A 13,115-nucleotide genomic window follows, 5' to 3' on the forward strand; every position below is an offset into this window, starting at 1 on the left:
GTTAATTTTTTGGGACTAGTTAGTCCATTTGGGTAAGGGGGAGAAATATGAAGGGTTCCGTGATACGCCGCATGTATGCTGGCTTCACGCTAATCATCATCATGTTTATTGCAACAACATTAATGATGATGCGGGGAATGGAGCAGATACACGACAATTTTGAGACGGTATCTCGCACTTCATTGCCGCTGGTTTCGTTATCAAATGAAACCAGTGTAAGTCTGCTTTCAGCGGACAAATACTTTAAAGACTTTTTGACCACACAAAGTCCGGAACGCATGCAAGCTATGCGCGAGCAGTTTTCTAGTTCTAAAGTTCAGTTTTCCGAGACCATGACTAAGCTCGGGCAAGCTAGCCAGGATTACCCACAACTCGCGTCGCAAATAGAAGCGCTTATTCAAGTAGAGCAGCGTTACTTTAATGAAGCGTTTACCGCGATGGATAATTACCAAGCGATGTTTGAAGCTCAAGCTCAGGTACAAAAGTCATCTCGAGACTTCCAACGCTTGCACGGTGACCTGACTCTTGGCATGCGGCAGCTGATTTTTGATTCAGACAAAATCGCCGTTAAGGTTATGTCCAAAAGCTATTTCTCAAAATTAAAAGACGCCGAGACCATCACCTCTGATGCTCTGGCTAGCTCAGATTTAGCTTTTGTCGAACAGTCCATCAAGAAAAACAAAAAAGCGGTCAACCATCTCAATTTCGCTTTTCGTGGCCTAGCGACTCAGTTACCTGAGCTCAGAGAGCGTTTTGAAAAATCGGTTGAACAGTTTAGTACTGATATTGGTAAAAAAGGTGGCGTGCTTGACCAACATGGCACCTACTTGGCATCAAAAAACGCTCTGTACGACAACATTGCGGTTCTTACCGTCGAAGTCGACAATGCGATGCTTATTCTGAAAACCTTTGCAGATATCGCCCAAAGTGGATTGAACCAATCACTTACCGAAGCGGGTACTGTCTATGAAGACGGTGTAACCAAAGCGGTGATCATTGGCTTTGTTGTGCTATTGATCGCTGGCGGCATTGGCTATCACATTGCGCACAGCGTTCGTGAACCTTTGACGCGTATTCTGAAAACGTTGGAAAGCCTCACTGACGGCGATATGACTCAACGCATTGAAATACGATACAACAATGAGTTCAGTCGTGTAAGCAACCATATCAATGAGCTAGCTGATAGTCTGCACAATGTACTGGTCCGCTTAAATCAGGCGTCCGATAACCTTACCGCTACAGCGACCACCAACCAAACGACGTCGAGTCATGCGCAATCGCAGCTTAACTCACAACGCGAGCAAACCGCTGGTGTGGCCACGGCAATGACGGAAATGGCGCATTCGGTGGAAGAAGTAGCGCAAAATGCTCAAAGCTCGCAAAAGATGGTAGAGCAAGTCGAAGTGGCCTCTGAAACTGGTCGTCAAATCATGAGTAGTAATATTTCGACCATCAACCAACTAGAAACTCAGCTCAATCAATCGGTAGACGCCGTTGCGGAGTTACGCCAAATGAGTGGAAAAATCGGCGGTATTCTCGATGTGATTAGAGGGATTGCTGAGCAAACTAACTTGCTTGCGCTAAATGCCGCTATCGAAGCCGCTCGAGCGGGAGAACAAGGCCGAGGGTTTGCCGTGGTCGCTGATGAGGTTCGAGTTCTGGCGCAGAAAACGACTAATTCAACGCAAGAAATTGAATCCATGATCAGTAATCTTCAGTCAAGTTCGCTGTCAGCAAGTGAGGTAATCGAAAGCTGTGTAACTGAAATGACGCGCTCAGTTGATCAAGCCTCACAAGCCAACGGTGCAATGGAGGAAATTCAAGCGCTAATCATTGAGATCAGTCAAATGAGTAGTTTAATATCAGCAGCCGCTTCTGAGCAGAGCTCCACAACCGCAGACATCGCGAAGAATATTGAAGAAATCAATGTGATCGCCGATGAGAGCTACCAAGCGATGGCCGATATTGCAGGAACCAGTACTGCATTAACATCGCTAGCAACCGAACAAAGCGAGCTCGTTCACCAGTTTAAACTGTAACCTTCCAACTTGAGTAAAATCCACACAAGGGTGTTTTTTCGAAAACACCCTTGTTTTTTATTTGCTTAGTCTACATATCTTTATATAACGTCATACAAAAGGCATGTTAATGAGGACTTCATATGGCCGTACATGTAGGCATTATTGATTCAGATCCTATACGATTGGTCACTCCCCTTTTAGATAAGCGGATGACAGGCTCACACATTGTTCTCATTGGTGAACATAGCCAAATTCCAAATTACCACCGATTGGAACAGGTCCTCAGCCAGCGAAACATCACCACCGAATTTTTTGAAATCCCCTCTGATTCAAATACCTCCAAAATCAAGCAAGCCATCTACACTCTCGCCAACGATTTAAAAGAAAGAAATGTAGAGATCAAACTCAACGCCAGTTGTGGCTTAAGGCATAGATTACTTTCTGTGTATGAGGTGTTTAGAACCTATCATTGGCCGATTTTCGTTGTAGAACCAAATTCAGACCGTTTGTGTTGGCTATATCCGGATGGATTGGAAGACACTCAAGTTCAAGACCATATTACCATTCAAGATTACTTGACCATCTTTGGAGCTCGTGGCGAGTTTACCGATGTCCAATTACCTGCAACACTCGACGAAACGCTTTACAAACTCGGAGAACGTTGGGCAAGTAATGCCTTGGAACTTGGACCGGGACTAGCAACCCTAAACTACCTTGCCACTACCTGCCGCAAAGAAGGAAAGTTAGACGTCGCACTGACCGAAAAGCAGCAGGGCTACCGAGAGCTCTCAATGCTGATCTCTGATCTAGTCGATGCCCAAATAGCCAAATATCAAGACGGCATACTGGAATTTATCGACGAAGATGCCAGACGCTTCTCCAATGGTGAATGGTTAGAAACATTGGTTCACAGCACTGTGCGACAAATACAAAATGATTTGCCGACCATTCAAGACCATTCACTAAACGTGCAAGTTTACCGCAAGTTAGGTGATAGAGAGGTTCGCAATGAGCTGGACGTCGCTTCTGTGGTAAACAACAAGCTCCATATCATCGAATGTAAAACCAAAGGCATGCGCGACGATGGCGACGATACCCTCTACAAGTTGGAATCTCTTCGCGATTTGCTCGGCGGACTTCAAGCCCGTGCCATGCTGGTTAGCTTCCGCCCACTGCGCCACAATGATATTACCCGCGCTGAAGACCTCGGCCTAGCATTGATTGGCCCCGATGAATTGAAAGACTTAAAAACTCACCTCACCAACTGGCTGGTTGAAGCTGGGGGCGAATAAGTGTTATGAAAAAAGGCCTGAACAAATGTTCAGGCCTTTTTTATACAATTCAATCGATTCTGCAACCTAAATCAGCAATTATCATCTTGTGTGAAGTTGCTCGGTAAAGTCGTTTTCATTTGGTTCCAAATTTGGGCACTTTCCATACCGTAGTGGCGCACCGCGATGGAAATTTGATCGCGATTACCAGATTGACACACTTCCAATAACTCTTTGTAGAAATTCAAAGCAAGCGTTCGCGCTTTTTCATTTGAGAAATAGTAGCTTCCGACTCGGGCATACAATTTTTTCAACCCGTTGAAAATCAATCCGTAAATTTGGTTCCCGGAATGAAATGCTAAGCGTTGGAACAGCATGTAATCGTAGAAGTTAAATGTCTGCGCTACTAAATCAATCTGGCGCTGTTCTGCTGTCTTCTCGGCGTCTTCCTTTACGTGTGCTTTAATTTTTTCAGCGTACGGAGAAGACTCGACAAATGCATCCCAAGAATCCGCCGCCAATAATGACTCACATGACTCTATAACATTGGTTATAGTTTTCTCTGCCGCTTCTTTATTCGCTTTAAATGCGTATCTCATAAAGATAGGGCTGATGTTACTGCGAGCCGCTAACAAATCTTCAACGATAGAGCTTGCGTTACCCGTATCAAGGGTCATCAAGGTGTCGAGAATATGTAAACCCGACGTTTCCATAAACTCATTCACTTTAGTTGGTTTGCCGTGCTGTATGGTCAACCAACCATCTCGAGCTAAACGTTGTAATACTTCACGCAGCGTGGTGCGTGTCACGCCAATAAGCTCAGAAAGCTCTCGCTCGGCAGGCAGAATTGAACCTGGAGGGAAACGCCCCTTCCAAATACTTTCGATAATATACTTTTCGGCAAATCCTGCAGGGCTTTTTGCTTTTATAACCATCTAGCTCGGAATCCAGTCGTGTCTTACATATAAAAATTGGAACTCATCATACCACTAGTTCAAACACTTACAAACCAAGGACTGTGAGCTTAACAGCAACCCTGGAAAATAAAACAGAGTTTTTTTAAACTGAAATAAATAACATAGCGCTCGACTATCAAACCCAATTTTTCAACAACTTAACACCTTGTAACATGCAACAAGCCCAGTAATTACAACAAAGTAGGCCAATATTTTTTAATGCGAATTATCTAATTATCTATTCATGCAATCGCTAAAATGAACGCTTTTATACCCCTCTCAATTTAAAACCACCTCCTCGAAGCACGAATCGGCGTTTTTTTGCGTTTATTGATTGATAAATACGCCACCTAGATCTCGTTTTTCAATAAAAATCGGTAGGTAATCTAATTGTGCGCGAGTTTATGATTGACTCTAAAAATGCGAAGAGTAGAGTTGCGCCCGAGTGAAAAGTGCTTGCTCTCATCAGGGAGTGACTTGGCAAGACCACACCAAGATTGTTGTTTTTCTAAGTCACTGTTAATGAATTTGGAATCACTATTTTGATTCTGCTCGGGTAAGCGCTGTTTTTATCCCCAAAAAACAATATTTATTTAAGAGTGTCGTCCCATGCCTAAGTCGCTTGGAAGTGCCTTTCTAAGGAATTTTCTTGGTAAAGCACCTGATTGGTACAAAGTTGCCATCATATCTTTTCTGGTCATAAACCCGATTGTCTTCTTCTATGTCGATCCGTTTGTCGCGGGTTGGATGTTAGTTGGTCAATTTATTTTTACTCTCGCCATGGCGCTAAAGTGCTACCCATTGCAACCTGGTGGTCTTCTGGCTATTGAAGCTGTCGCGATAGGTATGACTAGCCCAGACCAAGTCCTCCATGAATTAGAACTTAACCTGCCTGTACTTTTACTTTTGGTGTTTATGGTTGCAGGCATCTACTTTATGAAAGAACTGCTGCTATATATCTTCACTAAGATACTGCTTGGCGTTCGATCTAAGACCATGTTGTCGCTATCATTTTGTTTTGCGGCTGCTTTCTTGTCTGCATTTCTCGATGCGCTAACCGTAATTGCGGTTGTGATTAGTGTCGCAGTCGGTTTCTATTCGATATACCACAAAGTTGCATCTGGTCAGGGTTCAAACTCTGCACATGACCACACCAGTGACGACAGCATCGGAGATTTGACTCGTGATGATTTGGAAAACTACCGTGCCTTTTTACGTTCGTTACTAATGCACGCGGGTGTGGGTACGGCACTAGGTGGTGTAATGACCATGGTCGGTGAGCCGCAAAACCTAATTATTGCAGACCAAGCTAGCTGGAATTTTGGTGAGTTCGTGGTCCGCATGTTGCCAGTTACGCTGCCAGTTCTATTCTGTGGCTTGGCAACCTGTGTGTTTGTCGAAAAGTTCAAGATATTTGGCTACGGTTCCCAGTTGCCAACTAACGTTCGTAAAATCCTGACCGATTTTAACGACGAAGATAAAACCAAGCGTACTAAGCAAGACATCGCCAAGCTAATCGTCCAAGGTTTCATTGGTGTTTGGCTGATCATCGCTCTTGCCCTGCACTTAGCGGAAGTGGGTTTGATTGGTTTGTCGGTCATTATTTTAGCCACTGCGTTTACTGGCGTGATTGAAGAGCATTCTCTTGGCAAAGCATTTGAAGAGGCCCTACCCTTTACAGCGCTACTCGCTGTTTTCTTTGCCGTTGTTGCCGTTATTATCGATCAAGGTTTGTTTAAGCCAGTGATTGATCTAGTGCTTCACGTTGAAGATAAAGGTCTACAACTCGTTCTGTTCTATATCGCCAACGGACTGTTATCCATGGTGTCAGACAATGTGTTTGTTGGTACGGTTTACATCAACGAGGTCAAAACAGCCCTTATTGAAGGTGTGATCACTCGCGACCAATTCGACTTATTGGCGGTTGCGATAAATACCGGTACTAACTTACCATCGGTTGCAACACCAAATGGTCAAGCTGCCTTCTTGTTCTTATTGACCTCAGCAATTGCCCCGTTGATTCGGTTGTCCTACGGTCGAATGGTAATTATGGCGTTCCCATACACCATAGTACTGGCGACGGTTGGTCTGATGGGAATCATTTTCTTGGTAGAGCCTATGACAGCATACTTCTACGAGATGGGTTGGATTGCCCATCACACCGCAGAAGAGGCCATGGGTGCTGTGAGCTCAGGCCACTAATTTTGCTTGAATAAAGGCCATAACCACGTTAAAAAAGCTCTGAGTGATCAGGGCTTTTTTGTTATCTATCTGCAACAGGAAATTTTCTTTGATTGAAATGGGTCTATTTGCTGTTACGTAAATGTTTGGAGTGTAGTGTGTCGTTACTATCAGGGTTATATGATTTTTCCGCACGTCGTTTATCTTGGATACTGTTACTAGCAAGTGTCGCCATATTTGAGCTGGTAGCGTTGTATTTTCAACATGTGATGTTACTTGCACCGTGTGTGATGTGTATTTACGAACGTGTTGCCTTGTTTGGAATTAGTGCAGGTGCTCTGGTTGGATTAGCCAAACCTGATTTACTAGTTTTTCGTTCACTTGGCTTAGCTTTATGGATTGGCTCAGCTTACAAAGGATTGGCACTGTCACTTCAGCATGTCGATTATCAATTTAACCCATCTCCTTTCGCCACCTGCGATGTATTTGTGTCTTTCCCAAGTTGGGCACCGCTAAATGAGTGGGCACCTTGGCTGTTTGAGGCTTATGGTGATTGCAGTAAAGTCGTATGGCAGTTTTTGGACTATTCCATGCCCCAGTGGCTAGTGGTAATTTTCGCTGGATACTTAATTGTTGGAGTATTGTTTATGTTGATCCAATTGGTGGGGCTAGTTAAAGCTCAAGAAGAGACAAATCACTCAGTTTTATAGCTTTCAAGAAGCTGAATTGGATGTAAAAACGCCGGCGAGAACCGCCGGCGTTTTTATTTTCAAATTGCGATACTGACTAATTGAACTCACGATCTGGCTTTGGAGCCAATACTTCACGGTTTCCGTTATGTCCGGGAGCGCTAACAATTCCTTGAGCTTCGAGTTGCTCAACTATTCTTGCCGCACGGTTGTAACCAATTTTAAACTTGCGCTGAACACCCGATACTGAGCCACGCTGGGTCTGAATCACGTGTTCAACCACTTGGTCAAACAATGGGTCGGTATCTTCATCTGCTTCAGCAGTTTCACCAGGTAATAGTGATTCTGGACCTTGGTCACCGTCGGTTATTTCAGAAATGTAATTCGGTTTACCACGCGCTTTCCAATTGTTTACTACCGCATGTACATCATCATCCGATGCAAACGCACCATGAACACGAATCGTATGACTCGAGCCCGGTGGTAGATATAACATGTCACCCATTCCCAATAGCGATTCAGCACCACCTTGATCCAAAATGGTACGCGAATCCGTCTTAGTCGACACAGTAAACGCGACTCGCGTTGGAATATTCGCTTTAATAAGGCCCGTGATAACATCCACAGAAGGTCTTTGCGTAGCCAGTATCAAGTGAATACCTGCGGCACGTGCCTTTTGCGCTAAACGAGCAATCAATTCTTCGACTTTTTTGCCAACGACCATCATCAGGTCCGCAAACTCGTCGACAATGACGACGATATAAGGCAGCTTCTCTAACAACGGTGGCTCTTGATCCATACTGTCACCTGCTTGCCACAGTGGATCATGAATAGGATGGCCCGCTTCGGCCGCCATTTTCAGTTTGTCATTGTAACCTTTGATATTTCGGACACCCAAAGCCGACATCAACTTGTAGCGTCGCTCCATCTCGCCTACACACCATCTCAAGGCATTGGAAGCGTCTTTCATATCGGTCACAACTTCAGACAACAAATGAGGGATACCTTCGTAGACCGAGAGCTCCAGCATTTTCGGGTCAATCATGATAAACCGCACTTCTTCCGGCGTTGCTTTATAAAGCATGCTCAGAATCATGACGTTAACCCCGACTGATTTACCCGAGCCAGTCGTACCAGCAACTAACACGTGAGGCATTTTCGATAAATCGGCCACTACAGCTTCACCGGCAATATCTTGTCCTAATACAACGGTTGTGGGTGATTTAGCCTGCTCAAATTGCGGGCTGCTAACCACATCAGATAAGAAAACGGTTTGGCGGCTGATATTGGGAAGTTCTAACCCGACGTAAGGTTTACCGGGTATTACCTCAACGACCCGCACGGCCATAGCTGATAAAGAGCGAGCTAAATCGGTAGACAGGCCAGAAATACGGCTGACTTTCACCCCAGGAGCCAAATCCAACTCAAAGCGGGTAATGACTGGCCCTGGGAAAATGCCGACAACTTTAGCCGCGATTTTGTAGTCCGCCAATTTAGATTCGACCAATCTAGCTATGTTTTCTAGCGCTTCTGTATCAATGAAGTTTTCACGTTTTTCAGGGTGATAAAGAAGCTCGAGTGTTGGCATCGGTTCGTCAGGCACGGGTAAGTCGATGGTCTTTTGCATCAAGAATGGGTTTTCTTTACCTGCGGCATTTTTTTGCGCATCGGCGACTAACGTTTGAAAAGCCTCAACATCCGGGTCTTCAGAGCCGTTAGTAACAGTTTCTGATTGCCCTTCTGAGCAATCTTCTAGCATCTCTTCATCTATATCGATATCAAGAGTAGAAATGGTTGGCGCAACTTTATCGAACTCTGAGGCTTCTAGTGAAACAGCATCCAAACTGCTCTCTGTTAACAAAGGTTCAGGTTCTTCGTTAATCTCGGTTTCAGCGGGTAGTTCGGAATGAGTGTCGTTGTAGTCTTGGCGATCATCAGTGAAACCGGTGTCTACTGAGTCAGATTCACTCTCAAGCTCTTCGATGGTTTTCTCAAGTGATATATCTCGATCAAATTCAACTGACTCAGATACCGAATTTATTTCTAAGCTTGTTGACTCAGAAGTCTCCCTTTCGTGGGACTTTTCTTGAGCACCATTAGGGATATGAATGTTGTATTGGGATTTCTCGCCGGTACCATTTTCTTGTAGCGAGCTAAATTTCGGTTCCTCATCGAGTTCGTTGACGTCACCAGTTTTGATATATTCGCTCTCGCTTAATTTCTGCTCAGGCAGCCGCGGTTCTTGCACATTGGCAGTCACGATTTGCTTGCTGTCACCACGCGCGGCATCAATCACAATTTGTACAACCCAGAAGCCCATCTGTCCCAGCTTTTCCACTACATAAAGCCAAGATATCCCAGTTAACAAAGTGAAGCCCGCTCCCCATAGAAACAGCAAGACAAGTGTTGTACCTAGGGTATTCAGTTGTGGTAGCAATAAACTGCTAATGACATCGCCAACCACACCACCGGATGAAAAATACCAAATATCGTCGAAGTTCACGTCGGCCAAACCACAGCTAGTTAGGACCAAAGTGATCAGTCCCAGCAGCTTCGCTCCCCATGCAAATAGGTCCAGCTCTCGATATAGATGACGATTAGCAAATCCCAAATAGCCCACTAAAAGGCATATAGGAGGGACAACATACGCGAGGGAGCCAAGGGCGAAAAATAAAGTGTCTGCAATCCAAGCACCTGTTGGACCTAGGTGATTGACAACTTCCACACCGGTTGCTGTTTGTGACCACGAAGGGTCGGCTGGGCTAAATGTCGCCAAAGCGAGTAACAGGAATACTGATGCCCCGAAAGAGACAATATAGAGCACTTCTCTGATACGCTGTAATCCAAACAAGCGAGAAGACGATTCTGGAACACCGGTTTTGACCACGGTTTCAATTTTATTGTTGTTCTTTTTGAACATAAACCACATTGACGTAACTGAGAGTTTGAAGGCAAAAAAATAGCCCGCAGCACTATTGTGCTCGGACTATCGATTTAAACACACTCGGTACTAAAACCCAATTTTATCGAGTCAGATTCTCGTCAAACTTGAGTATTCACCGAGGATTAACGGGTTTTGATCACCAACTGATTGGTTTGTTTCACTTCTTCCATCACCACATAAGTACGGGTGTCATTTACACCAGGAAGTCGCAACAAAGTATCACCCAACAGCTTACGGTATGCACTCATATCCGAAACACGTGTTTTGAGAAGGTAATCAAAATCGCCTGAGACTAGATGACATTCTTGGATATCATCCAGTTTTTGCACTGCAGTGTTAAATTGTTCAAATACATCTGGTGCACCGCGATTTAACGTAATTTCAACAAACACCAACAGTGATGCGTCTAGATATTGCGGGTTAAGCAACGCTGTGTAACCCGTGATGTATCCTTGGCGTTCCAATCGACGTACACGTTCCAGACATGGAGTTGGTGACAAGCCCACACGCTTAGACAATTCAACGTTCGAGATCCGTCCATCCTTTTGAAGTTCGTTCAGAATGTTACGGTCAATTCGGTCCAAATCCTTAGACGGCTTCTTGTTATTCTCAGCCATTTTTTATTCCACCTTATTACTTCCTTGCAAAAATATATACTACAACTTCTTAATATTCAGCATCTAATTTTACCAGACAACTTCTATACTAGTTGTTAATTCGATTAATAAACCCTACAACTAGTCAATACAACCATAATATAAAGAGGATTCAGGATGATCATTGGCGTACCTAAAGAAATTAAGAACCATGAGTACCGCGTCGGCATGATCCCGGCGAGCGTACGTGAACTCATCTCTCAAGGACACCAAGTTGTTGTTGAAACCAATGCGGGTGCCGGCATCGGTTTTTCTGATGATGATTACATCACCGTAGGCGCATCCATTCTTCCTACTGCTGCTGACGTTTTCGCGCAAGCAGACATGATTGTAAAGGTTAAAGAACCTCAAGCCGTTGAGCGCGCTATGCTCCGCGAAGGGCAAATATTATTTACGTATTTGCACCTAGCACCAGATTTTCCACAAACTGAAGACCTAATCAAGAGCAAAGCTGTCTGCATAGCTTACGAGACTGTAACAGATAATATGGGTCGCTTGCCACTATTAGCACCAATGTCTGAGGTAGCAGGTCGCATGTCTATCCAAGCTGGTGCTCAAACTTTAGAGAAATCTCACGGTGGGCGAGGTTTGCTACTAGGCGGTGTACCTGGTGTTGAACCTGCAAAAGTTGTTGTCGTGGGTGGCGGTGTCGTGGGTGCCAATGCTGCACGTATGGCTGTCGGTCTAAGAGCTGACGTGACGATTTTGGACCGTAACATCGACACTCTACGTCGTTTAGATGAAGAGTTCCAAGGTCGTGCTAAAGTTGTCTACTCAACTGAAGATGCAATTGAAAAACACGTTCTTGAAGCCGATCTTGTGATCGGTGCGGTACTTATCCCGGGTGCTGCGGCTCCAAAACTGGTCACTAAAGAGCACATCGCTAAAATGAAGCCTGGCGCGGCCGTTGTCGACGTGGCAATTGACCAAGGCGGTTGTTTTGAAACCTCAAAAGCAACGACACACGCAGATCCAACTTACATTGTTGATGAAGTAGTTCACTACTGTGTGGCCAATATGCCAGGTGCTGTTGCACGTACCTCTACCTTTGCACTAAACAATGCAACACTTCCATACATTGTGAAGCTAGCAAACAAAGGTTACCAAGCAGCACTGCGTGAAGACAAAGGTTTCTTAGAAGGCTTAAACGTTATTGAAGGTAAAGTTACCTGTCGAGAAGTGGCGGAAGCATTTAATCTAGAATACGTCGACCCAATCATCGCATTGGATGCAGCGCACTAACTTCCCGCTGGTTCTAAAAGATGTACTTTTAACAGCCTGCTTATGCGGGCTGTTTTGTTTTGAGCGAAATCAAAACGGCACCTACTCCAGTGATATACCATTGCGCCGTTTTACAAAATTAGGAAATGCCATCCGGTGATGTGACAAGCTTAGTAAGCGGCAAAACTGGAAAAGACTGAAATTCAATCAAATACCCCGTAACCACCTTTATCTATACCTTTTTATTAGGTAGGAAATGTTGCGGATGTTGATTGTCAGTCAGGCACTTAGATCTCATTCCAATCGTCCCCTCTGATTAGTTAACCTCCCTCGCCTACCTCTCAACTTTGAGAGACCAATTATGTTGATCAATAAACGACAACAAACCCAGATCACCGGCTATCTTACATCAGTTGGCTTAACCGCCAGTAGCCAGAGTAATGCGGACAAACACAAAAAAGTCGAACAAATCCTTGCTTACTTGGAAATTCTGCACGCAGAAATCAACAAGCTATCGACCAAAAAGACGCTGTATCTTTATGAGTGTGGCGCGGGTAACTGCTACCTAAGCTACGCAATTCAATACGTATATAGCGAGATTTTTCCTAGACCCGTTGTGATCACTTGCATCGACAAAAATATCGACCTGATGAACAAACACAGCCAACGAGTGAAAGAACTTGAAATCGTCAATATGAACTTCCACTCTGGTGAAGTGCAATCGTTTTGTCCGTCAGATCCTGTTGATGTCGTGTATTCTCTGCACGCGTGTGACCTTGCGACCGACCAAACGTTATCATTCGCCATTTTACACAAAGCACGACGAGTTTTGTCGGTCTCCTGTTGCCAGCACTCTATTATAAAAGCATTCTCCGCCAACGGAGTCATGCCTGGAGTCAGCCAGCACCAAGCGATTAAGCAGAAATTTTGTGCTTACATTGGGGATACGATGCGCAGCTTGATTCTGGAAACCAATGGCTACCAGACACATCTGATTGAGTTTGTCAGTGCGCGCTCCACCGAAAAAAACATTATGTTGCGCGCGCGAAGAACGGGGCAGGTTTCGAATACTGCGAATCAAAGCTATGAAACGTTAAAAAACAATTTTGGTATTACGCCAAAGCTGGCTGAGTACGTCGCCTAGCCTACATTAGCTGATAACTTAACAAGCCATAT

The 13,115-nt window shown here is 44.6% G+C and carries 9 protein-coding genes; 6 read left to right on the forward strand and 3 right to left on the reverse strand.

What is annotated here, in order from left to right:
- Window positions 1–47 precede the first annotated feature (47 nt).
- Both ACXAFJ_RS07745 and ACXAFJ_RS07750 read left to right on the forward strand, forming a co-directional pair.
- Window positions 48–2,039 carry a methyl-accepting chemotaxis protein gene (locus ACXAFJ_RS07745; RefSeq protein ID WP_475322569.1) on the forward strand — a complete coding sequence of 664 codons (1,992 nt, stop codon included), beginning with the start codon at window positions 48–50 and terminating at the stop codon, window positions 2,037–2,039.
- A 122-nt stretch (window positions 2,040–2,161) separates the two neighbouring features.
- Window positions 2,162–3,313: a DUF1887 family protein gene (locus ACXAFJ_RS07750; protein WP_475322570.1), complete on the forward strand. Its 1,152-nt coding sequence runs from the start codon at window positions 2,162–2,164 to the stop codon at window positions 3,311–3,313.
- A gap of 71 nt (window positions 3,314–3,384) precedes the next feature.
- Here ACXAFJ_RS07750 and fadR read toward each other — a convergent pair whose 3' ends face one another.
- Window positions 3,385–4,227: a fatty acid metabolism transcriptional regulator FadR gene (gene fadR / locus ACXAFJ_RS07755; protein ID WP_475322572.1), complete on the reverse strand. Its 843-nt coding sequence runs from the start codon at window positions 4,225–4,227 to the stop codon at window positions 3,385–3,387.
- A 630-nt stretch (window positions 4,228–4,857) separates the two neighbouring features.
- Between fadR and nhaB the strand changes: the two genes are divergently transcribed.
- Entirely contained in the window at window positions 4,858–6,450 is a 1,593-nt protein-coding gene (gene nhaB / locus ACXAFJ_RS07760) for a Na(+)/H(+) antiporter NhaB (protein WP_475322573.1), read from the forward strand.
- 137 nt (window positions 6,451–6,587) lie between these two features.
- A complete protein-coding gene (gene dsbB / locus ACXAFJ_RS07765; protein ID WP_475322574.1) occupies window positions 6,588–7,139 on the forward strand; it encodes a disulfide bond formation protein DsbB in 552 nt (183 codons plus the stop codon).
- A gap of 76 nt (window positions 7,140–7,215) precedes the next feature.
- Here dsbB and ACXAFJ_RS07770 read toward each other — a convergent pair whose 3' ends face one another.
- Window positions 7,216–10,038 carry a DNA translocase FtsK gene (locus ACXAFJ_RS07770; protein ID WP_475322576.1) on the reverse strand — a complete coding sequence of 941 codons (2,823 nt, stop codon included), beginning with the start codon at window positions 10,036–10,038 and terminating at the stop codon, window positions 7,216–7,218.
- Window positions 10,039–10,184: 146 nt separating this feature from the next.
- Window positions 10,185–10,679, reverse strand: a complete 495-nt coding sequence (lrp, locus tag ACXAFJ_RS07775) for a leucine-responsive transcriptional regulator Lrp (RefSeq protein WP_475322578.1) — start codon at window positions 10,677–10,679, stop codon at window positions 10,185–10,187.
- A 156-nt stretch (window positions 10,680–10,835) separates the two neighbouring features.
- Between lrp and ald the strand changes: the two genes are divergently transcribed.
- Both ald and ACXAFJ_RS07785 read left to right on the forward strand, forming a co-directional pair.
- The gene (ald, locus tag ACXAFJ_RS07780) at window positions 10,836–11,960 is read left to right on the forward strand and encodes an alanine dehydrogenase (RefSeq protein ID WP_475322579.1); all 1,125 of its coding nucleotides are present in this window, start codon (window positions 10,836–10,838) and stop codon (window positions 11,958–11,960) included.
- A gap of 340 nt (window positions 11,961–12,300) precedes the next feature.
- A complete protein-coding gene (locus tag ACXAFJ_RS07785) occupies window positions 12,301–13,083 on the forward strand; it encodes a methyltransferase (protein ID WP_475322580.1) in 783 nt (260 codons plus the stop codon).
- Window positions 13,084–13,115: the final 32 nt, after the last annotated feature.

Source organism: Vibrio sp. ABH4_348 (genome assembly GCF_056159765.1).

Coding starts and splice junctions, on each gene's coding strand:
- ACXAFJ_RS07745 (WP_475322569.1), top strand. CDS start 48: ATGAAGGGTTCCGTGATACGCCGCATGTATGCTGGCTTCACGCTAATC.
- ACXAFJ_RS07750 (WP_475322570.1), top strand. CDS start 2,162: ATGGCCGTACATGTAGGCATTATTGATTCAGATCCTATACGATTGGTC.
- fadR (WP_475322572.1), bottom strand. CDS start 4,227: ATGGTTATAAAAGCAAAAAGCCCTGCAGGATTTGCCGAAAAGTATATT.
- nhaB (WP_475322573.1), top strand. CDS start 4,858: ATGCCTAAGTCGCTTGGAAGTGCCTTTCTAAGGAATTTTCTTGGTAAA.
- ACXAFJ_RS07770 (WP_475322576.1), bottom strand. CDS start 10,038: ATGTTCAAAAAGAACAACAATAAAATTGAAACCGTGGTCAAAACCGGT.
- lrp (WP_475322578.1), bottom strand. CDS start 10,679: ATGGCTGAGAATAACAAGAAGCCGTCTAAGGATTTGGACCGAATTGAC.
- ald (WP_475322579.1), top strand. CDS start 10,836: ATGATCATTGGCGTACCTAAAGAAATTAAGAACCATGAGTACCGCGTC.
- ACXAFJ_RS07785 (WP_475322580.1), top strand. CDS start 12,301: ATGTTGATCAATAAACGACAACAAACCCAGATCACCGGCTATCTTACA.